This is a genomic window from Candidatus Flexifilum breve, assembly GCF_016713355.1.
In genome coordinates, this window is the sequence record NZ_JADJPI010000019.1 from 161,413 (window position 1) to 185,231 (window position 23,819).

General features: G+C 59.7%; 30 protein-coding genes and 1 pseudogene. 26 read left to right on the forward strand and 5 right to left on the reverse strand.

Going from position 1 to position 23,819, the window contains the following annotated elements:
• Positions 1–237: 237 nt before the first annotated feature.
• The 14 genes from IPK17_RS17820 to IPK17_RS17880 all read left to right on the forward strand — a co-directional run bounded on the left by IPK17_RS17820 (position 238) and on the right by IPK17_RS17880 (position 8,113).
• A complete protein-coding gene (locus IPK17_RS17820) occupies positions 238–672 on the forward strand; it encodes a hypothetical protein (RefSeq protein ID WP_343419037.1) in 435 nt (144 codons plus the stop codon).
• A gap of 132 nt (positions 673–804) precedes the next feature.
• Positions 805–1,185, forward strand: a complete 381-nt coding sequence (locus tag IPK17_RS17825; RefSeq protein ID WP_343419038.1) for a type III secretion system chaperone family protein — start codon at positions 805–807, stop codon at positions 1,183–1,185.
• A gap of 348 nt (positions 1,186–1,533) precedes the next feature.
• Positions 1,534–1,740, forward strand: coding sequence for a hypothetical protein (locus IPK17_RS17830; RefSeq protein ID WP_343419039.1), 207 nt, complete (start codon positions 1,534–1,536; stop codon positions 1,738–1,740).
• A complete protein-coding gene (locus IPK17_RS17835) occupies positions 1,737–2,837 on the forward strand; it encodes an MPN domain-containing protein (protein ID WP_343419040.1) in 1,101 nt (366 codons plus the stop codon). The genes IPK17_RS17830 and IPK17_RS17835 overlap by 4 nt, the downstream gene beginning before the upstream one ends.
• A gap of 90 nt (positions 2,838–2,927) precedes the next feature.
• Positions 2,928–3,614, forward strand: coding sequence for a HesA/MoeB/ThiF family protein (locus IPK17_RS17840; RefSeq protein ID WP_343419119.1), 687 nt, complete (start codon positions 2,928–2,930; stop codon positions 3,612–3,614).
• A 14-nt stretch (positions 3,615–3,628) separates the two neighbouring features.
• Positions 3,629–4,021, forward strand: coding sequence for a hypothetical protein (locus IPK17_RS17845; protein ID WP_343419041.1), 393 nt, complete (start codon positions 3,629–3,631; stop codon positions 4,019–4,021).
• A 6-nt stretch (positions 4,022–4,027) separates the two neighbouring features.
• Entirely contained in the window at positions 4,028–4,870 is an 843-nt protein-coding gene (locus tag IPK17_RS17850) for a hypothetical protein (RefSeq protein ID WP_343419042.1), read from the forward strand.
• Complete coding sequence (locus IPK17_RS40615) at positions 4,821–4,934, forward strand: toll/interleukin-1 receptor domain-containing protein (protein ID WP_350341638.1); 114 nt, start codon at positions 4,821–4,823, stop codon at positions 4,932–4,934. Before IPK17_RS17850 ends, IPK17_RS40615 begins: the two co-directional genes overlap by 50 nt.
• 66 nt (positions 4,935–5,000) lie before the next feature.
• Positions 5,001–5,162 carry a hypothetical protein gene (locus tag IPK17_RS17855; RefSeq protein WP_343419043.1) on the forward strand — a complete coding sequence of 54 codons (162 nt, stop codon included), beginning with the start codon at positions 5,001–5,003 and terminating at the stop codon, positions 5,160–5,162.
• Between the two features lie 37 nt (positions 5,163–5,199).
• Entirely contained in the window at positions 5,200–5,592 is a 393-nt protein-coding gene (locus IPK17_RS17860; protein WP_343419044.1) for a hypothetical protein, read from the forward strand.
• Positions 5,593–5,595: 3 nt separating this feature from the next.
• The gene (locus IPK17_RS17865; protein ID WP_343419045.1) at positions 5,596–6,267 is read left to right on the forward strand and encodes an EsaB/YukD family protein; all 672 of its coding nucleotides are present in this window, start codon (positions 5,596–5,598) and stop codon (positions 6,265–6,267) included.
• Positions 6,268–6,829: 562 nt separating this feature from the next.
• Positions 6,830–7,192, forward strand: coding sequence for a hypothetical protein (locus IPK17_RS17870; protein ID WP_350341641.1), 363 nt, complete (start codon positions 6,830–6,832; stop codon positions 7,190–7,192).
• A complete protein-coding gene (locus IPK17_RS17875; RefSeq protein WP_343419047.1) occupies positions 7,189–7,620 on the forward strand; it encodes a tetratricopeptide repeat protein in 432 nt (143 codons plus the stop codon). Before IPK17_RS17870 ends, IPK17_RS17875 begins: the two co-directional genes overlap by 4 nt.
• Before the next feature lie 16 nt (positions 7,621–7,636).
• Entirely contained in the window at positions 7,637–8,113 is a 477-nt protein-coding gene (locus IPK17_RS17880; RefSeq protein ID WP_343419048.1) for a hypothetical protein, read from the forward strand.
• Between the two features lie 696 nt (positions 8,114–8,809).
• Here IPK17_RS17880 and IPK17_RS17885 read toward each other — a convergent pair.
• The 5 genes and pseudogenes from IPK17_RS17885 to IPK17_RS17900 all read right to left on the reverse strand — a co-directional run bounded on the left by IPK17_RS17885 (position 8,810) and on the right by IPK17_RS17900 (position 11,975).
• Positions 8,810–9,124, reverse strand: coding sequence for a hypothetical protein (locus tag IPK17_RS17885; protein WP_343419049.1), 315 nt, complete (start codon positions 9,122–9,124; stop codon positions 8,810–8,812).
• Between the two features lie 441 nt (positions 9,125–9,565).
• Positions 9,566–9,868 (reverse strand): annotated as a pseudogene (locus IPK17_RS41080) (transposase); the annotation flags it as partial.
• Positions 9,869–9,878: 10 nt separating this feature from the next.
• Positions 9,879–10,262, reverse strand: coding sequence for a transposase (locus IPK17_RS41085; RefSeq protein WP_502748912.1), 384 nt, complete (start codon positions 10,260–10,262; stop codon positions 9,879–9,881).
• 242 nt (positions 10,263–10,504) lie between these two features.
• Entirely contained in the window at positions 10,505–10,945 is a 441-nt protein-coding gene (locus IPK17_RS17895; protein WP_343419050.1) for a hypothetical protein, read from the reverse strand.
• Positions 10,946–11,600: 655 nt separating this feature from the next.
• The gene (locus IPK17_RS17900) at positions 11,601–11,975 is read right to left on the reverse strand and encodes an SWIM zinc finger family protein (protein WP_343419051.1); all 375 of its coding nucleotides are present in this window, start codon (positions 11,973–11,975) and stop codon (positions 11,601–11,603) included.
• A 211-nt stretch (positions 11,976–12,186) separates the two neighbouring features.
• Here IPK17_RS17900 and IPK17_RS17905 point away from each other — a divergent pair, with 211 nt between their 5' ends.
• The 12 genes from IPK17_RS17905 to IPK17_RS17960 all read left to right on the forward strand — a co-directional run bounded on the left by IPK17_RS17905 (position 12,187) and on the right by IPK17_RS17960 (position 23,711).
• Entirely contained in the window at positions 12,187–12,687 is a 501-nt protein-coding gene (locus IPK17_RS17905; protein WP_343419052.1) for a hypothetical protein, read from the forward strand.
• Positions 12,651–13,436, forward strand: a complete 786-nt coding sequence (locus IPK17_RS17910; protein WP_343419053.1) for a histidine kinase dimerization/phospho-acceptor domain-containing protein — start codon at positions 12,651–12,653, stop codon at positions 13,434–13,436. The genes IPK17_RS17905 and IPK17_RS17910 overlap by 37 nt, the downstream gene beginning before the upstream one ends.
• 23 nt (positions 13,437–13,459) lie before the next feature.
• Positions 13,460–13,795: a sensor histidine kinase gene (locus IPK17_RS17915; RefSeq protein ID WP_343419054.1), complete on the forward strand. Its 336-nt coding sequence runs from the start codon at positions 13,460–13,462 to the stop codon at positions 13,793–13,795.
• A gap of 2 nt (positions 13,796–13,797) precedes the next feature.
• Positions 13,798–14,751 carry a response regulator transcription factor gene (locus tag IPK17_RS17920; protein WP_343419055.1) on the forward strand — a complete coding sequence of 318 codons (954 nt, stop codon included), beginning with the start codon at positions 13,798–13,800 and terminating at the stop codon, positions 14,749–14,751.
• Positions 14,729–17,254: an ABC transporter substrate-binding protein gene (locus tag IPK17_RS17925; RefSeq protein WP_343419120.1), complete on the forward strand. Its 2,526-nt coding sequence runs from the start codon at positions 14,729–14,731 to the stop codon at positions 17,252–17,254. Before IPK17_RS17920 ends, IPK17_RS17925 begins: the two co-directional genes overlap by 23 nt.
• A gap of 899 nt (positions 17,255–18,153) precedes the next feature.
• Positions 18,154–19,740, forward strand: coding sequence for a hypothetical protein (locus tag IPK17_RS17930; protein WP_343419056.1), 1,587 nt, complete (start codon positions 18,154–18,156; stop codon positions 19,738–19,740).
• A gap of 5 nt (positions 19,741–19,745) precedes the next feature.
• A complete protein-coding gene (locus IPK17_RS17935; protein ID WP_343419057.1) occupies positions 19,746–19,940 on the forward strand; it encodes a hypothetical protein in 195 nt (64 codons plus the stop codon).
• A gap of 4 nt (positions 19,941–19,944) precedes the next feature.
• Positions 19,945–20,805, forward strand: coding sequence for an efflux RND transporter periplasmic adaptor subunit (locus IPK17_RS17940; RefSeq protein WP_343419058.1), 861 nt, complete (start codon positions 19,945–19,947; stop codon positions 20,803–20,805).
• A gap of 4 nt (positions 20,806–20,809) precedes the next feature.
• The gene (locus IPK17_RS17945) at positions 20,810–21,292 is read left to right on the forward strand and encodes an efflux RND transporter periplasmic adaptor subunit (RefSeq protein WP_343419059.1); all 483 of its coding nucleotides are present in this window, start codon (positions 20,810–20,812) and stop codon (positions 21,290–21,292) included.
• Positions 21,289–22,185, forward strand: coding sequence for an ABC transporter ATP-binding protein (locus IPK17_RS17950; RefSeq protein WP_343419060.1), 897 nt, complete (start codon positions 21,289–21,291; stop codon positions 22,183–22,185). The genes IPK17_RS17945 and IPK17_RS17950 overlap by 4 nt, the downstream gene beginning before the upstream one ends.
• Complete coding sequence (locus tag IPK17_RS17955) at positions 22,182–22,850, forward strand: ABC transporter ATP-binding protein (RefSeq protein WP_343419061.1); 669 nt, start codon at positions 22,182–22,184, stop codon at positions 22,848–22,850. Before IPK17_RS17950 ends, IPK17_RS17955 begins: the two co-directional genes overlap by 4 nt.
• Before the next feature lie 15 nt (positions 22,851–22,865).
• Positions 22,866–23,711: a LysM peptidoglycan-binding domain-containing protein gene (locus IPK17_RS17960; protein WP_343419062.1), complete on the forward strand. Its 846-nt coding sequence runs from the start codon at positions 22,866–22,868 to the stop codon at positions 23,709–23,711.
• Positions 23,712–23,819: the final 108 nt, after the last annotated feature.

A 23,819-nucleotide genomic window follows, 5' to 3' on the forward strand; every position in this document is an offset into this window, starting at 1 on the left:
AGGAATGCGCGAACTTATCGAAGACAGTTCGCTGATCAGCTTTGACTACTTCACTCGAGCCGACGATCCGGAAGGCAAATATCCTGAGGAATACCTCGTCACCTATTCCTGTAAGGCGCTGATCGCCAATCCCGGTCCGCAGAGTGTGTTCTTCGGACGCATTCCGAACGAAGGTACATCGGCGAAAGCCACGTCATGCGAATCAACTGCCGAGCCGCTTCCCGGACGTTCCCACAAATGTGGTTCGAGACGCCGATCTTTCATCCCAACATCATCTCGGTCGAACGGGCAGCCGAAAAACGCAATCAAGTCATCCTTGAGCAGGCGCACATGACGGAAGATGAATTCAAACGGCGCCATGCCGACATCTACAAGCGACTGCTCGGCTATCCGATCTGCATCGATGGGCTGAAACGACCGGAGGAGGGTGGCAATTTCCGACCGGAACTCTCGCTCTATGACATCTGCGTGGAGGTTGTACGCATGATCACCTACCAGAACTATCGGCTGTTCAACGAGCGCGGAGCGCCGGACGTGTTCAACGGGGAAGCCATGCTGTGGACAAACGAGGCGGAGAAGGGCGGCGGTCTGCTGCCCATCGACAAACGGCAGCTTCTCGACCAGCGCACATTCAGCGAACGGGAAATCTACATCAACATCGAGGTTGAATAGCATGTCACCGCACGCCTATATCATCAGCACCTGTCTGGAGGTTCTGAAAAACCGCGAACGCGAACTATGGGATTGGGAGCACAACAAAGGAACAGGATTACTGGGAGGTGAAAGTATCACGGCGTCCAGCCCATGTTCAGCTTTCGGATCGAGCTCGGCGTCCACATGATCTATTTCCACGCCACGCTGGAACAGTTGGTCATCTACCGGTCAAATTATGAAGCCCTGTGCCGTTATGTGCTCCGGCTCAATGAAGAACTGAATGCCGCCAAGTTCGGGCTGACGCCAGACGGGTTTGTGTCTTTGATGATCGATTGGCACATTGAGGACGTGAGCATCGCCGAACTGGAGCAGGCGATCAAACTGCTGGTGAGCTACTATCGCCTGTACTACCCGGACATACAGCTTGTTGCACAGGACATCACTCTGAACGCCCAAATGCTGAAATTGATCGCCCGCGGGAAGTTAATCGAAACGGACATGGGGATGCGCTTGGACGAGTCCTCAGCTTAGAGTGTGCCAGCATCACACTGGCAGTAAGGAGCGGATATGCTATGACGAACAGCATAAGCAACCGGATTAGAGCGTCAATCATCAACCATACGAATAACACAAAGACGAACGTCCATCTGCCCAACGACGTGCCGATCTCCCGTCTCATCCGGCATTGGTGCAAAATCTGGGCTTGCCGGCAGCACGGCAGGGCGGTGGAACGCAGCAGTATTGCCTGACGACCGACGGAGTCGGAGGGGAAGCACAGCGGCTCTCCGAACAACAAACGCTGTCGGATGCAGGTATCGCCGAGGGCGCGGTGCTCCATCCTTCCGGAGATGACCGCTGGAAAGGAAACCAGATAACCTCATGAAATATTTCACGTTAACGCTCAAACGTCCGACGGGCGAACCATTTTTCGTCACTGACCTGCCGCCCCTGAGTTTTGATCTGCCAGTTCAATATCTGGTATCGGCGCTGCTGCAGCGCGGTTTGTTCTATCAAGGTGAAAAGTACCGGGCGCTCATCACCGCGCGCCAGACTCAAATCCCAACTTCGACAAGCCGCAGATTTTGAAGGGGTCGGACATCCGCTCGGATGGCGATCAAAAGGGCTATCTGTCGATCCAGTTCGAAACGGAGCAGCAGACGGCTGTGGAGGACATCACTTATATCACGCTGATGCTGCACTCAGCGGATCGCGGTTTCGGCTACAGCTTCGATCTGCCGCTCGACGATGCGTGGATGAACAGCGCCCTGCTAGAGGTGTCACAGGCACTCATGGATTCTGGCGTCCTCAAAGCGGGAGAGCGCTTCGACTTCTCGCTGGCAGCAAGAACTGGAGACGCCATGTTGATCAACCCGCTGCTGGACCGAGCGCAGGTGAAATCGGCAGATGTGCCGACGATCATGCTCAAAGCGCAGAATGCCCCGCCCGCCTCCGGCGACTCGGCGGATATGTTGCAGACTACGTCTAACTCGCTGGTCGAAAGCGACGCCCCGCCCATCGAAATCACGCCCTTACCCGACTCCCCGCCAGCGGGCGCGGACAGCGAGGACATTAAGATCGAAGTGATCGACGTTGAGGACCTGATCAAGCCCATCGAAAAGAGCATGGACGCTTACCCCAATCTACAAATGTGCGGACTGATCGCGCAGGATGATATGCCGATCTTCTTCCGGCGCGGGGCAATGGCAGAAGCGCACAAATCGGCGGTGTTGAGCAAGGAAGTCACCGAAGAAGTCGGCGGATTCATGCTCGGCAACGTGTGCCGTGACACGAAAAACGGGCGCATGTTCGTCGAGATCGCCGAAGTCGTGCCGACGGACAAAGCCAAGGGGACTTACGTGCGCTTGGACTTCAATTATCAGGCGTGGCGTCAGGTGCTCGACAAAATCGATGCCGAGTTCCCAGATAAGTTTCCCGTTGGCTGGTATCACACCCATCTGATCAGTCAGGCGGTGCTGCTGCCGGTAGTGGATATGCCGCGTCAGTATGAGGCGGATTACCGCACCTTCTTCTCTCAGGCAGATGTTTTTCTACATCGCAATTTCTTCCCGGAAATGTGGGACGTCGACCTCGTCCTCGATGTCAAACTCCGCGCGGACGTATTCTTTGGCTGTAAGAACGGACATATCGCCCAGACACAAGGGTACTATCTCTATGGAGACTGACGGCGAAGATATCATCATCGATGTGCCGGATACGGTCCATGACCGTTACAGCGCCTTCGGTTTCATCCCTCGTGGTGGGAACAAAAACGTCTGCGGGAGGCGACGGCGCTCGTCATTGGCGCGGGGGCGCTCGGCAATGAGGTGCTGAAGAATCTGGCGCTGATGGGCATTGGGCGCTTTCTGATCGTCGATTTTGACACTATCGAAATCGGCAATCTGAGCCGTTCACCGCTGTTCCGTCAGGCAGATGCCGGGCAGCGCAAAGCCGAGGTTGCCGCGCGCGCCGTCAAAGAACTCAACCCCGATGTGCAGGTCAAAGCCCTCCACGCCGATGTCAATCACGATCTGGGCGCAGGGGTTTTTCGCCATGCCGATGTCGTGATCGGCTGTCTGGATAACCGCGAAGCGCGCTTAAGCATCAATCGCATGTGCTACCAGATCAACCATCCGTGGATTGACGGCGCGATTGAGAGCTTGATGGGCATTGCGCGCGTCTTTGTGCCCGGCGAGGGTGCGTGCTATGAATGCATGTTGACCGAGCGTGATTTCCAGATCATCGAAATGCGCCGCTCATGTTCAATGCTCGCGCGGGAGAATATAGCCCAAGGCAAGGTGCCGACTACCCCCACCGCCGCATCAATCGTGGGCGCGCTCCAGACACAGGAAGCCCTCAAGCTGCTGCATCACATGGCGGTGCAGCCGGGAACAAACATCGTCGTCAACGGGCTGACTAACGAGAACTATCAGAGTAGCTGGCGGTTCGCAAAGGCTGCCTGAGCCATAACACCGCGTTGGAAGCGATCATCGAACTATCCGAAGCCCGCGCCGATCAAACCACCCCCGCCGATCTACTCGAAGCTGCGCGTACGCAGCTCGGCGACGATGTGCAGTTGTTCCTCGGCTACGACTTCCTGATCGCCTTCAACTGTCCCACATGCGAGAGCACAGACGCGCAAAATATCCCGCTGTACGGTGTGGTCGAGAAGCAGGCGCTCTGCCCAGTGTGCGGCACTATCCGCGAACCGCAGGTGATCAGCAGTTTCAGGGGTTCCGAGGAACATGCCCACTGGACGCTGGCGGCGCTCGGCGTTCCACCGCTGGCGATCCTCACCGCGCGCAAAAATCGGCGCTTTCTTGGCTTAGAACTTACGGGCGATGTGTCGCACGTCTTCGACTTCGAATGAGGGAAAATGATGCCGGGAATACCGATCAAACCAGCGCACAATAACGAGCGCAATCCCAACCAATTCGCCCTCGTCGTCGCCGCCGAGGCGGATATGCGGCTGTGCAGTCTTGTCGAACTGCTCATCGATCATTGGAAACTGCCGCTTAAAACCAAGGACCGCGACCCGATTGGCTATACGCTGTCTTATCGCGACACCAAACAGGCGATTGACTGCAATCTCAAGACCATCGCCGATCTCGAACCGCTGCCCATCGTGCGCTTGCTGCTGACCAGCGTCCCCAAAGGTATCGTGTTCTCCAGCGAGTCCGATATGGCGGTCTTTAGGGTGCTCGCGCCCGATAAGCGCAAGAAACTCACCGTGCTCTCCTCGCTGAATGCCACGCTCGTAGACCTCCTCATCGGCTTGGACAAGGTATGGAAGCTGCCGACCACACTGAACGGCGATCCCGTCTACTACGTGCCCACTCCCCCCCGCGATGCGGAGCATCTCCTGTCCAAGACGCTCGCCGAGGCGGGGCTGAAAAGCGGCATGGCACTGCAACTGACTCCGGTGAAAGGCATTGCCACATGGAGCGATGAGCCGGATGAAGCTGGCGCGGAAACACACTACGCGGAGATCGAATACATGCCGGCAGACACGCCCCCCATTGTCATCGAGACAAAACCCAAGGAGAAGGAAAGAAGACCCGATCATCATCGATGTACAGCCGTCAGAGAGCGAGCGAGATTCGCGGCAAGAAACTCTCCTCCCACCAAACTGTTTCATCAGCTACTCGCACAACGACGAGGATTTTGCCGTGCGATTGGTAAACGATTTGAAACAAAACGGACTGCGGACGTGGCGTGATAAGGAGAATATCAAGCGGGGGGAAACGTGGGACGATGCCATCAAGCGGGGCATTGAAGCATAAACCTGTTTTCTATTCATCGCCACCGAAGACTCGTGTGCGTCGCGCAATGTACAGGATGAGATAGGAGTGGCGGTCAACAACGACAAGGTCGTCATCCCCATTTTGAGGCTGAAAGACTTAAAGAAACTGCCCCTGCGCGTCCACCGCTATCAGGGAATAGATTTTCAGAATTACAAGGCGGGGCTGGAGGAGTTGTTGCAGACGCTGCTGCCTCGAAAAGAAGGCTGAATAGTCACGGAGGTCAGTTAGCAGGAGACGACTAAATATGCTGACGTTGATACAGGACAATCTTTTGCTGGTCATCTGTCTGTTGGTGCTGCTGTTCGTGTTCATCAGGTTGACGAGCTCAGCGAAAGCATCGGCGCAGAAGCGGCGGCAAAAGCGTTTCGCCTTCGCCCTTCGCAGCGCCGTCAATCCGGTGGTGGACTCGATCCTTAACCAGTTGGAAGAGCGCATCGACGAATTTTTCGGTGGTCGCCAGCCACCGACCGAGCGCCGCAAACTCGCGCAGCGCATTCTCTCAATCGCCGTCAGGGAGAAGATACCGGTGAACCGACTGCTGCAAGACCCGCTTTTTTGTCGCGGTCGCGGCGAGTGTCATCGAGCGATAAGCGCCAATTCGCTTAAAGTCAATCAGGGTTATCGAGAAGGAAATTAACTCATGGAAAACAGTAAGATACATGTCGCAGTCGAGGATCATGTGCGGGGCATCAAGACGAACGTGGCGATCCCCAACAATGTCTCGGTCACACGGCTGGTTCCGGCACTGGTCAGCTCTTTGGGGCTAGCGACCGAACAGAACGGGCAGCCCATCGTCTATCACCTTGATGTCCGCCGCGAGGGCACGGAATATGAGCGGATCGCGGAAGATTTGACGCTGGAATCCGCCAATGTTCAGGACGGCGCGACCCTTCGCCTGTTCCCGGAAATCACGGCGGGAATGCTCTCCCCCCAAGCACGGATCATGCGCTTGGAGGCGGACTACGAAGAAGTGGTCGAAATGCACGAGCTAGGCGGGTTGTTCAGCCTGATCGCCGTGCGCGGCGATCCGCCGGAATACTACCGGGTGCGGTATACGTGCAAGGGGATAGATCACCTAAATTTCGCAAAACAGCCGGTCTTGCGCGAAGAACATCAGTTGGAATTGACCTTGGGGGCGACCTACCCCGCTGACAAACCCTTTCTCCATTGGCTTACGCCCATCTTCAACCCCAACATTCATCCGAGCGGACACCCCGTATGCATCGGCGAATGGGGACCGGCGATTTCACTTGCCGACCTACTGCAGAAGATCGGCGAGATGATCCAATATCGCAATTATGCCACCGCCTGAGAGGCTTCAATCCGGAAGCGATGGAATGGGCGCTCAGAACGGAAAATAAGCGGTTCTTGCCCGTCGACGACCGCGATATTCTGAACCCGAGTAAACGGGTGAAAACGCACAACCCAGCGCCGACAACTGCTTCATCGGGGATCGACATCACCATTTTGGGAAAATGATTCGTCGGGAGCGAACACAAGTCCATTAGGATGAACGCCATGAAGCAAATAACTGTCCAGAGGGTAAGCGGGACTGAAGCCCTCTATCAGAGCCTAAGGAAGTGGAACTGGCAGATGTCACCGACCCGCGCGATCTTGTCCCGACTTTCGCCCAGACTATCCGCGCTTGCATATTGCCCGCGAGGCATTTGTGGATTCCGTTACCCACACCACCCAGTTTCCAGAGTTGGAGGCGGGCGGACTCTGTTTGGGGCAGGTGTACATCTGCCGCGAAGATCGACGTCTGCTGGTGCGGCTAGAACGAGTCATCGAAGCGATCAATGAGGCAGAGGGCGACGTGATTCAGACGCCAGTATCACTGACTTTCACTGGCGAAGCGTGGCGGAAGTTGATGAATCGCTACCTATCCGAGTTCCCGACGCTCCGCATGTTGGGGCTGGTATCACTCGCATCCCGGCTTTGGCGTCTTTCTTTCGGGGATGGATCTCGGCATTCATAATCAGTTCTTTACGCACCTCTGGCAGTTGGCAGTGGTCATTGATCCCATCCAACGGCATTATGGGATTTTTCTCCGCAACCCGGCAAGCGCGTTGGCGTCGGGAATTTCTGACGTACAGTGCGGATTTGACGACTGTCGAGCAAGTGGTCAACGGCTTCGGATCACTACCTATGTACCCGAACATGTATGCCGATCCAGAAGACCTGCCGGTGAAGGGAAAGAAACGCTTGGGACATCGGAAGAAAGAGAGCAAACATGACAAATTCCATCGTTGAAATGCTCACCGCGAAAGGCACAGCAGCGGTCAAAGCGGGTCGATTGGCAGAAGCGAGCAACTACTTCAAGCAAGCCCTCCAAGTCGATGACGAGAACGTGACGGCATGGTTTATGCTCGGCAGGTACGTGATCGACCAGAATGATCGCGATACCTGTAACAAGGCGCTGGATAAAGCACGACTAGCGGCGCTCAAAACGCCGGAGAAGCAGGAGTTGTACAAGCGACTGCTGGTCGAAGCGGGCACCCCATCGCTGCCCATCTACCTGCTCGGTCCGAACTCACCCTCAGTCGGCGCGCGCTGCCCCTTTACGCGGCGTAAGTTGAAGGAAGGCGATCAGATCGTCATCTGCCCTAACCCGACGTGTAAGACCGCACACACCGTGATTGGTTGGGAATCGAATCGGTTATGAGTGCGCGTTCTGCAATGTGACGACAGCACTCGTCGATCACAGCAAACCGCCCCGCCTTCAGCCTTCCGTATCGAACAGCAGCACCGAAATCGACCTGAACAATATTCCCGACGAGGTGCTGACCCACGAGCAGCAGGAGGCGCAGAAAGAAGCCAATGCGCGCTCGGCGATAGCGTTTCGTGAGGTCATGGGGCAGCTCACGGGTATGCTGCGCGCGCGTCAAGCCGAGCAGAAACGGGCGCAGGAACAGCAGGAGTTTGAGCTCGAACTCAAAGCTGAACGCGCCGCCGAAGCAACCATCGGTTTTGTGGTCGGACTCTTTCCGGGCATCATGCTCGGCATCGACCTCCACCAGCGTTTTGGCGAATGGTGGATCACGCTTCACTGTGGTCTTGCTCAGTGGCACAGGCGCTCGCGCACGCCACTTTCGTCGCCGGGAATGACCACCGCGACAATCAGGGAAGCAACCGCATTACCGCCCTGTACAGTGTGATTCCTCCATCGCAGCAGTTGCGATCGCGATCTACTATTTCACCACTTCATCTAACGGACTTGTCGGTGTTGGCAGGCGCTATCGGAGGCATTTTCATCTTATATCGTCTCCTCCAAATGCCGTTCCTTTACCGCCGACGTGTGTCCATCGTCTACTTTACCGTCGGACTGAGTTTGTTTCAAGCCAGATCAGTTTGTGTTTTAGGCATCCACTCTTTCGACAAAGTAATCGACGGGATGAGATAGGTATACGCTTTTCAGAGGTATCTGATGTACGGAAATAATCAATTTTATAATAACATACTAATGAAACACTATGAAATATGCTCGGTTGCAGAGATGAATTGAGAATTAGCTAGCACTTAACAATGCAGGCTGTAAACAAGAGCCTTGAGCAGTGGTTCGCGCTGTTGAAGCCGCCACGCGCGAGAGCGGATTACATCATCAAATAAGCGTTTGATCACCGAATGGAGCGTTTCACCCGTCTACCGCTGGACAAATAAGCCATCCAAACGCGCCTGAGCCACCAGATCCGCTCGAGCCTTGCGCTCTGGGTTAACCAGCTTGCCACCGCGGCGGATCGGTCGGTCAAGGCGGCCGTATCGAAGCCCACATCCGCCAAGACGAGCCAGTCGCGTTTGCCGTTTTCTGCTGGCCTACCGTGCCATCCGACATTTGAGGGGAGCGAAAGCGGCTGTCATGCACGATGTGATGAGCGCGGGCTCCGGCCAAGATCATCTGAGACGCGATGCCCACTGGAATATACGCCTTTCACCCAGGCGCGGTATTGTTGTCCACTGCGGGTGGTGTAGAAGGCACTGGCTTGGGTGAAACGAAACCCGGTAGCGTCGAGAGCAACCACATCCTGTTTTCCCACAAGTTGGTTGAGGATTTGCGTCAGCATGGTTTCGAGGCGGGCAAGTGTCAACCGTTTGAGCATGAGGGAAATGGTCGTGTGGTCGGGCTCTTCAGACAGTTCTAATGTATCCCGCATTTCAGCACTCGCCAGCAACCAATCCTCGGTACTGCGGTAGCTGAGGTTCAGTGGGTCAACACTAGGCAAACGACGATTTGCGGTTGGCTGAACCGCTGTGGTCTTTTGGGATGGGCATAACGTGGCACACTCGCTTGGGCGACAGCATACGCAAGGCGGGGCAAAGAGAACGTACTTACTCTCTCGTTTTTGGTTCATGTCCATTAATTTCACTGTCGTAACCTATCTTTGCAACTAAGCATATCAAATCTATAATGGCGCATCTTGTTCGTTGGACTTACAGGGGATCACTTGTTTGAAATAGCAAATGTGAGATTCACAAGGTTATATAGTCATAGAAGCGGTCTGAAAATTAGGTATAAAAGCGTTTGAGCAAGGTGAAAAGCGAAGCGAGATAGATCATCCCCTCGCTGCTGACGGGATATGTCTCTTAATCCTCCCTCAAGCGCCGACAACGCCCTAACCAAGCGAGGCGCGTTCGACTACCCAGCGATGGGGTTGAACCGCAAAACCGACTTGGTCAGGCTGAGCCACTACGATTTCGAGGTCACTGTTCCATTCGTCCAGCAACCATTGACCCAAGTCTTCGCTCCGGTAGCCCTGGTCTACCCACAGCTTCAGCAGGCATTTGGCCATCAGCGGCTCACCTTTCGTCAGCACGGCCATAGCCCCCTCACGGTCGAGCCGATTTGCCGCCAACACCACCACTTCCAGCACATTGCCCAACGTGTTGGTCAAGATGTGGCATTTCCGCCCTTTGACTTTTTTGTGGCTATCTTACCCACGTTCTGCTCCCCGTCCTGTTGTTTTGACACTCTGGCTGTCCAGCACCCCCGGCACCAGGACGGGCGAACCGCTTCACGCGGCGCCGTTCGCGCCAGACCGCCGCTCGATTGATCCGCTGCCAAGTTCCATCTCGACACCACTTGCGAATGTGATAGTACACACTTTTCGGGTGCGGAAAGTCGGTCGGCAGATTTCGCCACTGACAGCCCGTCACCAGAACATACAGGGTGGCATTAAACACTTGCCGCAGGTCGAGCTCCATTGGGCGTCCCCGCCCCTGGCGTTTCGGGCACAACCAGACCATTCGTTTCCACTGCCTATCACTCACATCGCTGGAATATGGACGTCGTTTATGCGACACTCTCTTCATTCCTGTTCGGTAGTTTGTTTGTTTGGCGACGGCTATTCTTCCAAACAGGAATATTCAGACCGCTTCTTATGCAAATCAGCACATTATAATGGCGCATCGGAGGCGCAACTCAATGATTTTTAGATGCCTTAAGCCACTACGATGGTGCATCCAATTTCGCGGCATTTGTCGTCAGCAACAGTTTGCGCCTAAGAGGCAGCAAAAGGCAACATTCGGCAGCTACCGATCCAGAGCGCAGACCGTCAGCGCAGCTTGCTTAGTTCATCCAGCAGCGCGGGGCGATTGGCATATTGGGCGCGAATCCGCCCTGCAAGCGCCTCGGCCCGCGCTGCTTGTCCAATTTGCTTCATCTGACGCAGATAGGCAACGGCCTGCTTGTAACCTCCACGTCCAGTGGCGCTTACCAGAATTTCGCCGACAATTTTCTCATAGAGTTCGGCGACTTCAGCCGGGAAACGCGACTCAAGCTGGGCGCGATACGGATCGATCAACCAATCCCCTTGACGATCCGTCTTGACCAGCGTCAAGAGATCATCCCAGCGATTTTCGCGTGCGTATAGCCAGGCCAGCTGCTCCGGTCGGCGAGTAGCCTTAACCAGTTCTTCGACAAACGCCAACCATTCAGCTGATGGCACCATCGAGTGCAGTAGTTCAAAATCTTCCTCAGCGCCGCGGTCAACCACAGGCGCGCGCGCCCTCAATCACCCTGTCTTGTCACCTGTCTGCTGAAGCAGCTTCACCCGCAGCGCTTGATATTGGTTGGTCAATCCCCATACGTGGCGTTGATTGCTCGACGCAATTCCCGTCTGGATCCGACGCATGGCCTCTTCTAGTTCACCTGCTTTGATACACCTGTCAATTAACTCCATGCGGACTTCGGTCAAGGTGGACATGGGCAAACAGGAATTTGCGCGCAGCTTCCGGCCCGTCAAATCGATCAATCAGCGCCAGTCTGAACAGCGCGACCTGTTCTAAAACCGTAGTCGCTGATGAACCCGCCGTCGCTGGGTTTCGAAATTTCAGCTTGCAGAGCCATCCAACGCAGACGTAAACAAAATGCGTTGTGGCGGGGTACTGACTAACTTCTCAGCAATCGCTAGTAAATCCCATCCCCAGTCCCAGTTATGAAACTCTTTCCTCCGAGCGCGTTCCAAACAATAGGTCAACAGATTCTCTCGTTCGTGCCCGCCTTGCGCAGCCACAGACCCCGTCCGGCGCGCAGGGCATCTTTGACAACGCGCCGATAATCCATCGGTTTGGAATCACCTGCATCCAAGTGAATGAGCAGTTGGTTGAGAAGTTCTCGATCACTTTGTGTTAATTCCAGCAGAATCGAAATCAGCTGCTCGCGGGAGGTCTTTTCGAGGCGCTGACGCAGCTTGTCGTGACGCGTCTGCCGTTTTGCGGGTTTCTTGCGCGGTCTCGTTCCCAGTTGATCGGGGAAAGCGTCTTCGATAGCGTAAAGCACAGCAGCAACATGCTTGCACTGTTCACCCAGATCATAGGGCGGGTACACGAAGTATTCAAGCTGCCGTTGACGACTAACTCGATCCGCACATCATAGAGATCGGTGCCTTCCACCTGCGCTTCCCAAATGAGTTCTTCCTCGTCGAACGACAAATCAAGGATTTGACCTTGGCGCAGATACTCACGTCCACGGGTGAGAATTTGCGAAGGAATGACCTGCTTGAAATTGGCAAATGTCAGACTCACGGTCTCCTCCAAAAGCATGCGTCTTGTGACCACAAGATTATGCCAAGAGTTTTGGTGGCAAAACAATCACCTCAGCTAACGCCTGTCGCAGTCAGCCAAAAACATCACACACTTTCGGTCAACCGTTGAGGTTACGACTCCGTAATCAGGTCGTAAACGTCTGTAATGCCGGGATCTGCTATGATGAGGGGAACATCAATTTGAGGCGAGAATGACGGTGTTACCACAATCCATTCGCTGGCGACTGCCACTCACTTACGTCGGCATTGCGTTCATCGCGACGCTCATCCTCGGCGCGGCGCTGCTGGCGACGCTGCGGGGCTACTATGCTAATCGGGAACGCCTACATCTGGAAGATAATGCGGTGGTGATCAGCGAGACGGTCCAGCTCCTGCGCAGCACCAACCGTTCGAGCACTGAGATTGCCGAACAAATGCGCAGCCTGTCGTTTCTCATGCAGGCGCGGGTGCGCATTCTGGACACCGCCGGGAACGTGGTCACCGACAGCGGATCGCCGCCAACACTCCTTTCCCTTGGTACAACCGAAACCATGCTCGCCAACCCTGCCCCTTTCGACGGGACCTATGTCGCCGGAGGCATCGGTCAGATCATTGTCGAGGCCGCCCCGTCCGGCGACGTGATGCCCTCTGATCGACATGGAGGTACACTGAGGCCGTGCCAGTCGATACCATGGTGCCCTTCCGGGCGTTAAGTCTGGTTCAGAGTGACGTGAGTATCGGTCATCAGGATGTCATTACCTTCGCCGTGTCCAGCACGCCCTATGGCTTTGATCTCGCGGGTGAAGTCACACCCGGCGTGACCTCTGACCAGATGGTGCGGCTGCCCATTCAAACCGACGATGGCACGCTGAATGGGTACGTGGAACTCTCGGAAGGAGCAGGATTTGGGGCGCATATCATCGAAAGTGTGGCGACGGCGCTGGTGTATGCAGGCGGCCTCGCTCTGGTCATCGCCGCGCTCATCGGTTGGCTGGCCAGTCGGCAAATCACCGACCCGGTGCTCGCGCTGACCGCGGGCGCGGGCCATATGGCGCAGGGCCAACTGCATACCCGCGTAGACTCCAAAGCGCGGGGCGAGCTTGGCGCATTAGCGACCACCTTCAATGAGATGGCCGCGCAGGTCGAAGCGACCGTGACAGCGCTGCGGCGCTTTGTCGCCGACGCAGCGCACGAACTGCATACCCCGCTCACCGCGCTGCGCGCCGATCTCGAACTCGCGGCGACGGAGACCAACCCCGTTCAACAAACTGCTTATATTCGCCGGGCACACGCGCAAGTGCATCGGTTGGAAGTCCTGACCAATAATCTGCTCGATCTCTCTCGCCTTGAAGCGAAAACGCGGAGTACACCTTTCCAGCCCGTCGATCTGGCGCAGCTCGTGCGCGAGCTGAGCGAAACCTACGCCTCCCGCGCGGAACAGGCGGGGGTGAACTCGCGCTGAACGTTCCGGAAGGCGCGCTCACCGTGCGCGGCGATGATTTGCAATTGCGGCGTGCGGTCGGCAATCTGCTCGACAACGCAATCAAGTTCACGCCGGAAGGCGGCACGGTGGTGGTCAGCGCCGCCCGCAAAGATCACTGCATCACCATCACCGTGAATGATACGGGCATCGGCATTCCCGCCGACGATCTGCCAGGCTTGTTCAGCCGTTTCCACCGGGCGCGCAACGCCAACACGTATCCGGGCAGCGGTCTCGGTTTAGCCATCATCCGCGCCATTGTTGATGCGCATCATGGCGGTATCAGCGTGGATAGCGCGCCCGGCGCGACTCGGTTCGTCGTCCAGCTTCCGGCGGCCTGAGCATGAAGAACGCGCATATCCTCCTCATTGAAGATGATCCTGCCGTCGCGCGCTCGCTCCGTGACGGGCTGGAACGCGAGGGCTACATGGTCACCTGGAAAGATCACGGGCTGGACGGGGTGGCGTTCGCCCGCGAAAGCCTGCCACATCTGATCATTCTGGACGTGCGGCTGCCCGATGGTTCAGGCTTCGACTTCTGTCGTCAGCTTCGCGCCTCCGGCTTACGCCAGCCGATTCTCATGCTCACCGTGGAACGCGACGAACTCGATAAAGTGCTCGGTCTGGAGATGGGCGCGGACGATTACGTCACCAAGCCCTACAGCCTGCGCGAACTGCTATCGCGGGTGCGGGCACAGCTGCGCCGCGCCTACGGCGAATTTTCCAACGCCGAAGCTGATTTGCTGTATGTCTCCGATCTGGTGATTGACCGTGGACGGGGGCAGGTCTGGCGCGGAACGCAGTTTCTCGCGCTCACCCCGACGGAATTTCGGCTGCTGGTCTTTCTGGCGCAGCATGCGAATCAGGCGCTCAGCCGCGGGCAGATCATCGACGCGGTGTGGGGTTTGGATGCGGACATGGACAGCGAACGCGCGGTGAATGTGCACATCCGCCGTCTGAGCGAACAGGTCGAGATTGACCAGGCGAACCCCGCGCTGATTCCTCACCGTGCCGGGGGTCGGCTATCGTCTCGTCACCTCCCCGGTGCTGAGTCCCTAACCTCAAATTCTGATTACGACACCGTAATCGCGTCGCAACGCCGACGAAATCCGCCTCCGGCATGCTGTACCTATGGTATAGAGGAGGCACTTGCTCATGCGTTGGAAAACTCTTTGGCTCATCTTGATCTTGGCGTTGGCCGTCACCGCTCCGGCGGTCGTGCCCGCGGCGGCGCAAAGCGGCACGACGACGATCACGCTCGCGCTGACCGACTTTATGCGCAACCTGCCGGTCGATGACGCGCTGGCGGAATTTGAAGCGCAAAACCCCGGCATCCGGGTGCAGCCCGTCTACCTTCCCTACACGAGCTTCTACTACACGGCGGCGGCGCAGAATATCGACGAGCATCTGCAGGGAGCAGAGGCGCTCGCCGCTGCCGCCGATGTCGCGCTGGTCGACGGTGAGAGCCTATCACCTGAAGGCACCCGCGCGGGCTATTTCCTCGATCTCACCCCGCTCGCTGCGTCAGATGCGGCGCTCAACCCCGCCGATTTCATTCCCGCGGCGTGGGAGTCTTTCCGCTGGGACAACGGCTTATGGGCGCTCCCCGCCAAAATCGAGCCGCTCCTGCTGACGTACGATCCGGCGCTGTTCGATCAAGCGGGGCTGGCCTACCCGGATGAGAGCTGGACGCTGGAGGACGTGGCGCACGCCGCACGCACGCTCACGCAATACGACAGCAGCGGCGCGGTGAGCATCCCCGGTCTGGTCACGAATGGCAGTGATGCCGCCCTGCTGCGCTCACTTTATCGCCAAAGCCTGAACGACGAAGCGGGCAACCCGCGCTTGAACACGCCCGAACTGGCAGCGCTGCTGGAAGGCTGGGCGGAATTGGTGGACGAAGGCGTCGTCAGCACCTTCACCACGCAGAATCTGGTCGATAGCTCCATTCCCATGATGATCGGGGGGAGCTTTGCGCTGGGGCCGGATCCGCTTAACCCAGATACGCCCAGCCGAGTGGCGGCAGCGCTGCCCGGTGGCAGCCTCGGCATCACCACGACTGGGGTTGCCGTGAGCGGCGGCACCGCCCACCCGACCGAAGCCTATCAACTGGCCAAGTTCCTCACCGAAAATGCGACCTTTCAGTCGGCGCTCGTCGGCTACCGGTCGGCGCGTGTGAATCCGCCAGTGCCCGCCGCCCCGGCCGCGCCGGATGAGAGCGGTCTTGTGCTCGCGGTGAGCGCGTTCGTCGACCCGCAAATCGCCGCACAGATCGACGCGCTGCTCGGTCAGGCGCTCTCAGGCGCGGAGCTGCGCTATGCGGATTACCTGGATGCCGCAATCAATGCGGTCACCGAAGGGACAGACGCGGTGACCGCTCTCAGTGACGCGGAAGTGAAAGCCGCGGCGAACCTGCAGACTGCGAGCGCGCTGCGGGGTGCCACCCCGCTGATTGTCGCCACGCCGATCCCCGAAGTCGTGCTTGCTCCCGGCGAGATTGAGCTCACGTTCAGCGCCGGGTTCGCCGCGCAAGTTGGCGACTGGGAACGTCTGCTGCGCGAATTTGCCGCGCTTGATCCGCAGGTCGGCAAGGTGACGCTCACGTCGGACTACGGCGTTCTGAGCGATTACGCCGAGCAGAACGACTGCTTCTATGTGAACTACAATGCCGTGCCCGCCGCCGATCTCACCAAGATCCTCGCGCTCGACCCGTTTTTGAGCGCCGACCCCACGTTTTCGCCCGCCGATGTCGCCGGGAACACACTCGCCTTGCTCCAACGGGATAACCGCACGTGGGCGTATCCCTTCAGCATCAGCCCGACGCTGCTCAACTACCATGCCGATCTGCTGGCGCAGGCAGGTATTGCCGAACCGCGCACAGGCTGGACGATCAGCGCGTTTGCCGATGCCTTACGCGCCTTGGACGCCGTGATCCCCGCCGATCAGAAGCCATTCACGGATCGCGGTTTTGGCGACTCCAGTCTGCTCATGTTGATCGCCGCGTACGGCGGCCTGCCCATCGATTACCGGACGACGCCGCCCGTCTTCAACTTCACTGATCCGGCGACCGTGGAGGCCATCCGCACCGTGCTCGACATGGCGAAGGCCGGGCTGATCGCCTATCAGGAACTGGCGGGCAATGGTTTCATGATCATGCTTGGCGACGGCGAGAACCCGGATCCGATCTACGCCGAAGCCAGCGGTGCGGGTCTCATGCTGGTGGGTGGTGATATTCAGATGGGCGCGAATCCGTATCGCATGACCACCTACCCGACCGGAACCTACCGCGCGGTAGCTTACGAGATCGGCACGGGCTACATCAGCGCGACCAGCCAGAACCCGGACGCCTGCTATCGTTTGTTCGGGTTTCTCGCCCAACATCCGGAACTATTTGGCAGCATGCCCGCGCTGCGTTCGCAGTTCAGCAACCCAGCCCTGTTGGCCAGCGTGGGGCCGAGCGCCCTCGACTTCTACACCCAGTTCGATGCGCTCCTACAAGACCCGAATACGGTGACCATCCCCTCGCCGTTCACGGGTGAGCTGTCGCTGATGGGTGATTTCATCACGCGCCGCTGGCTCGACGCCGCCTTTGACGACTATGTGCTGCACGATGCCGATCTGCTGGATGCGCTCACGGAAGCGCAGGTCAAGGTTGAGGCATTCCAGGCCTGCACGGCTGCGCTGCCGCCGTATGATGCCGCTAATCCTATGGATTACCAAGCTGATCTGCAAACCTGCGCGAGCGCGGTCGATCCCGAGATGGGGTCGATGTTTGGCTCAGCAACCGGTGTAAGTCAGTGATGTGCAGCGCGTCTGCCCGGTCAGATTGAGGAATTACCACATGCGTTTAGCTCAATCCACGGAGACGCCGAGCCTGAGCGAGCCAGTGACCGGACTCAGTGCCCGCCGCAGCGTGACTTACCCCTTCGACCTGCTGCGGTTGGCGGTCGAACGGCTGTGGCAGCACCGCGGCCTCGCTTTTTGGACGCTGGTCGGGCTGTTGGCGGCGGTGACGCTGGCCGTCAGCCTGATCCTGTATGTCGATGCGGTCAACACGGGCTTGCTGGCGTCCCGGCTCGGGGAACCGCCGTTCAACTTCCGCTATCGCTACCTGGGCGTGTGGAATGGGAACATCAGTCAGAGCCAGTTTGAGGCGGCCAGCACCTACATGCAGCGCGACTTCACGGCGAACATCGCGCTGCCGACCGCTCAGCTCACCGAATATATCGGCGCGGGCGTGTGGACGGTGAACTCAGAAGGCTACAATCTCGGCGGCTTGACGTTGGGCTCACTGGCGACGTGGCGCCCGGTCGACCCGAATGACCCGGCGTGGCTGCTGCCGCCGCGCTTCTTCGAAACGGCGCTGCTCGTCGCGCGGGACGATTTCTGGCGCGCGACGAGTGCGCTGCCCACGCCCGTTGAAGAGGCCGATTGGGGCGTGATCTTTGACGGCGGCGGCGTGAAAACGGGCGACGTGTCCGCGCTGCTCAACCGCATCGAGACGACCGAACGCGACGCCAGTAACCAGATTCCCGGCGTCCGGTCGGATGTGTCGCCGGTCGCGGGGCTGCGCGCCTTCAACGCCGAGGTTGAGCGACTGACGGCGCAACTGGCGATCACCAGTCTACCCGTTGGCGGCTTGACGCTGTACTTCGTGATGCTGGTTGCCGGGCTGCTCGTCGGCCGGCAGGCGGATGAGGATGCGGTGCTGGCCGCGCGGGATGAGCCGCCGCGTCGTGCTGTTCATCCACGCCGTGGCCTGGCTGATATTGGCGGGCGCGGCGCTCGGGCTCGCGCTGGTGATGAGCCCGGCGGTGGTGCAGGTGGTCGGGCAGACGTCGTCGTTTCTGCGTTTCGATAACGCGGGCGCGCGGCTCCCGGTGGCCTTTACCGCGCAGACTCTGCTCGTCGGCGCGGCGACCGCGCTCTGCGCGGCGGGCGGCGGCTTGTGGTTCTCGTGGCGGTCGACCCGCTACGGCATCGTCCATTCGTCCCCGGTGCGCGCGGGACGCGCGTGGTGGCAGCGCGCCTACCTCGACGTGCTGCTGTTCATCCCGGCGGTCTACATCCTCGTCACGCTGACGCGCTCGGGCGGGCTGACCGCGGCGGTGGCCGATCCGTTCAGCGATCCGCTCACGTTGGGCGCGCCGACACTGTTTTCGCTGGCGCTCACGCTGCTGTTTCTGCGCGTCTATCCGTTTCTGCTTGGGCTGGGGGCGCGCCTGCTCACGTTGACGCGCAGCCTGAGTCTGCTCATGGCGCTGCGCGAACTGACCCGGTCGCTGGATCGCTATCGCGGCACCCTGCTGATGATGGGCTTCACGCTCAGTCTGACGGGCTTCACGGCCTCACTGGCGAGCACCCTCGATGCCAGCCTGCGCGACTCCATCGATTACCAGGTTGGGGCGGATGTGGTGCTCGTGCCGCCGACCGACGCCGAAACCGAAGCCGAACGCAACAGCTCCGGTCAGCAAACGGGTGTGGATGTGCAGGGCTTCAACGTGCTGCCTGCCGATGATCTCGCCACCATCCCCGGCGTTGCGGCGGTGTCGCGCGTCGGGCGCTATACCGCGCAGATCGCTTTGCCGAACGAGCGTCCGCAAGGGACTGTGTTGGGCATTGATCGCGCCTCCATGGCGGCGGTCACGCGCTACCGGGCGGATTTCAGCGCGGTTCCGTTGGCGGACCTATTCAACCAACTGGCGGTCCAGCGCACCGGGATCATTCTCAGCGCCGCCTTCGCTCATGCCCACAATTTGGCGGTCGGCGGCGCGCTGACCGTGCAGATCAACGCGCTCAACACCTGGGCGGAGATCACCGTCCCCATTATCGGCCTCGTCGATTACTTCCCGACACTCGACCCCACAGCGACCACCACGTTCTTCGGGCTGATGAGTTTAGATGTGGTGTTCGAGACGGTGGGCAGCGAACTCCCCTACGAGTACTGGCTGGCGGTCGCGGCGGACGCCGACCGGGACGCTGTTCGCGAACAAGCCGCCGCGCTCGGCTATCCGATTCTCGACTGGCGTGATCCCGAACGTGAACTGCAAACCGCGCTGCTCGCGCCCCTGCGCCGGGGTGTGCTCGGCTTCCTCTCGGTGGGCTTCCTCGCGGCGGTCGGGCTCACCTTGATCGGCGCAGTCATTCAAAACGCGGCGACGTTTCGGGCGCAAGCCACCCAGTTGGGCATGCTGCGCGCGATGGGTTTCGGACGGGCGGCGGCCTCCGCCTACATTTTTACGGTGCAGGGGCTGGCGGCCTTCGGCGCGGTCGGCGGGGCACGCTGATCGGCGTGGCGACCACGCTGCTGTACCTGCCCATTCTCGATTTCAGCGGTGGGCTGCCGCCGTATTTCGTCCGCGTGGCCTGGGGTGAGATCACGCTGGTCCATGCGGTGTTCAGCGGTGGCCTGCTGCTCGTCATCCTCACCACCACACTGACGCTGAGCCGGGCGAGCCTGAGTGCCGTCATCAAACTAGGAGATTAAGCCGATGACCTATACGCGTAGAACGTTCGTCGTGCTGTTATTTGGCTCGCTGCTCGCCGCGTGTACCGGACAACCCGGCGCCGACTCGGCGGCGCAGAACCTCCCGCCGACCTCCACGCCGATCCCGACGCCGCCCGCGCTGGCTCCGACGACCTATGTGGTGCAGCGCGGTGATGTCACTGATCTGTACGAATTTCAAGGTCGCTGGCTCCCGCGGGATCAGAATGCGCTCGGCTTCGAGACCGGCGGCACGGTACGGCGGGTGCTCGTGCGGCGTGGTGATACGGTGACCGCCGGGCAGCTTCTGGCCGATCTCGACATCACCGATCTGGAAGAGTCGCTGGCCAGCGCGCAGCTAGCGTTGGACGCGGCACAAGCCGAGGCCGCCGATGAATCCGGCAGTGTGAACAGCATCGTTGACGCAGAGTTGGCGCTGGCGAATGCAAATCTCTCGCTGGAATCGACGCGCAACAACAGCCCGTGGCAGCAGGGTCAGACCGCGCGGCTGGGAGTGGAAACCGCTCAGCGCCAGCTTGAACAAGCCCAACGCGCTTATGACGACGCGATCAGCCGACCCGACAGCCCGGCGACCGCGGTTGATTCGGCCTATCAGGCGCTGATCTCTCGCGCAGGGAGGGGTGCGCAGCGCGCAGATCAGTGTCGGTTCCGCCGGGCAGGCGTGGGCGAACTATCAGGTGCAGTTGGAACAGGCCGAAAATGCAGTACGCGATGCCGAGATCAAGCTGGAGCGGGCCCGGGCCGGCGCGAGTTCGTCGGAAGATGCGCAGGCGCTGCAAACCGCGCAGCTCCGCGTCGACCAAATTCAGGCGGATATCGCCCGGTCGTCCCTGTATGCGCCGATTGATGGGGTGGTACTGGAAATTGCCATTCAGCCGGGCGATCAGGCGAGTGCCTACGAACTTGCGATCACGGTTGGTCGCCTACAGCCGCTCGAAGCGATTGCGAATGTCACATACACCGATGCGCAGAAGATGGGGGTCGGGCTGGTGGGGGTGTGCAACGTGCTGAATCAGCCGGAAACCGCTGTGCAGTGCATTGTGCGGCGCGTGCCGCTCACGCCCAACGACGCCGATCAGACGGTGCGCGTGGCGGCGACCCTGCCCGATGTCCCGTCCGGTCAGATCATCCAGATCGCTATGCCGCTGGAGACGCAGACGAATGTCCTGTGGCTGCCGCCGACCGCGATTCGCACGTTCCAGAATCGCATCTTCGTCGTACTGCAAACGCCGGAAGGTCAGCGCCGCGCAGACATCCAGATCGGTTTGCAGACCGACGAGCGCGTCGAAATTCTCAGCGGTGTGAACGAGGGCGATGTGGTGGTGGGCACATGATCACCTGTCGGCGGGTCGTCAAAGTCTATCGCGTGGGCGGGCACGAGCTCGTCGCCTTGCGCGGCATCGATTTCGAGATGCGGCGCGGGGAAATGGTCGCGATCGTCGGGCCGAGCGGCGCGGGCAAAAGCTCGCTGCTCAATTTAATCGGCGCGCTCGACACACCGACGGCGGGCGCGGTGAGCGTCGATGGGCTGAATCTGCTGGGGCTCACCCGCCGTCAGTTGGCCGATTATCGACTGCGCCGCGTCGGGTTCATCTGGCAGCGGGTGACCAAGAATCTGCTCGGTCAGCGGACGGCCCTGCACAATGTCACCCTGCCACTGCTGCTGGCCGGGGTGTCGCCCCGTGAACGGGATCGGCGAGCGCGGACACTGCTCGATCAGATTGGCTTAAGTGAGCACCAACACAAACGTCCCGGCGAACTTTCCGGCGGGCAGGCGCAGCGGGTCGCGCTGGCCGTCGCGCTGGCGAATCAGCCGCCGCTGCTGCTCGCCGATGAGCCGACGGGCGCGCTGGATCGCAGCACATCGGCGCAAATCATGGCGCTCATGGCGGAACTACGCCGTCAGCATGGTCTGACCGTGCTCATGGTGACACATGATCTAGAAATTGCCGAGCATGCCGACCGCGTGCTGACGCTGCGCGATGGCGCCCTAGGGCAGGATGTGACTGACGACGATACCCCCTTGCTGGACGACGGCGGGCGCGTTCGCCTGCCAGAGACCGCGCGCGATTATCTGAGCAGCGCCGCGCGCATCGCGCTCGAAATTCGCCCCGATGGCGTGCTGCTGCGTCCCGAAGCGGCTCCCAGCGACGACGACGCCCTCCCCGCGGACGCGCCACCACCCAAACGCCGCTTCTCCCTGCTGCGTCGGGGACGGTCAGCATGAGCGTGATCGTCAGCGGTGTGACCAGGCATTACGGGGCGACGCAGGTCCTGCGCGGCGTTGACCTCACCGTGCAGCCGGGTGAGCTGATCGCCTTGTTTGGCGCGTCGGGTTCGGGCAAAACCACGCTGCTCAATTTGATCGGCGCGCTGGATATGCCGACGGCGGGCAGCATCACGATCAAGGGCGTGGACATTACCCGGTTGGGCGAACGCCGCCGCATCCAGTTTCGCCGCCAGCAGATCGGCTTCATTTTCCAGAATTACACGCTTATGCCCACCTACACGGCGGCGGAAAACATCGATTTGCTGCTGCGGCTGCGTGGTCTCGGCTACGGTGAGCGGCGGCGGCGAACGGCACACGGATTGGAAGCGGTTGGCTTGAGCGCGTGGGCGGATCATCTGCCCGCGGAACTTTCCGGCGGCCAACGACAACGCATCGCCATTGCGCGGGCGCTGGCCGCTCAACCGCCGCTCATCCTTGCCGACGAACCGACCAGCGGACTCGACACCCAGACCGCCCGCCGCATTCTCAATCTGTTCCGGTCACTGGCGGCGGCACACGGCACGACCTTTCTGATCGTCTCGCATGATCCGGCGCTGGCGACGCGTGTGGATGCCGTCTACGACCTGCGCGACGGCGTGGCCGTCAAACGTCCTAACTCGTAATTGTGAGGTTGACTCATGCTCCGTAATCTATTGGCCTTATCCCTGCTGGTGCTGCTGGCGACCGCGTGTACGCTGACCATGCGCCCCAGCGACGAAGCGCTTCAAGTGCAGGCGACCGAACTCATCCTCACCAACGAAACGCTGCCGCCTGAAGTCATCCCGCCGAGCACGCCGCTCGCCTCGCTGACGCCAACGCGCACCCTACTGCCGCCGCCGACCTTCGAACCGCCGACGCTCACGCCTTACCCGACGAATACCGCGCGTCCCACCGAAACGCCCACGCTCAACCTCGACACGGCGCTGGAAGGTGTGCATGGTTTGGAAACGCCGTCGCCCACCGCCACGGTTGTATGCCGCCGGCGCGACGACTGGGGCGGGCGCTATACCATTCAACCCGGCGACGTGCTGGTGAATATCGCCGCGCGCTTCAACACGACCGTGCAGGAGATTGCCGAAGCGAACTGCCTGCGCGATATCAATATTATCTCGGTGGGAGTCGAACTGCGTGTGCCGGGGAGCGTGGGCGGGTCGGGCATTGAGTGCGTGCCGTGGGAAGTGCTGACGCCGATGAACGGCACGCTGAACGTGAGCGGCACGGGGTCGATCACCTTCAATTGGCGTGGCCCGCGCGCGCCGCGCAACCTCATTCGCATCTACAAGCCGGATGGCGGCATGTTCGAGCGGGTGATAGAACTGCGGCAAAACGAAACGATTGATTTGGGCGAACTGCCCGCCGGCGGGACGTATCGCTGGTACGTGTACCCGCTCGACCAAAACTTCCGCCAGATCGAGTGTTTGGAAGGCGGGCCGTGGGCGTTCACCAAAGCCGCGCAGCCCACGCCCGAACCACTGCCCGGTTAGCCTGACGCTGTCGGACGCTGATCAAGCGCGGAAAACACCGTACGAATATCGCGTGCTGGGTCGGGCTGAGTCGCAGCAGCGCCGCCGGTTCTAGGCGACCGCTGCGCG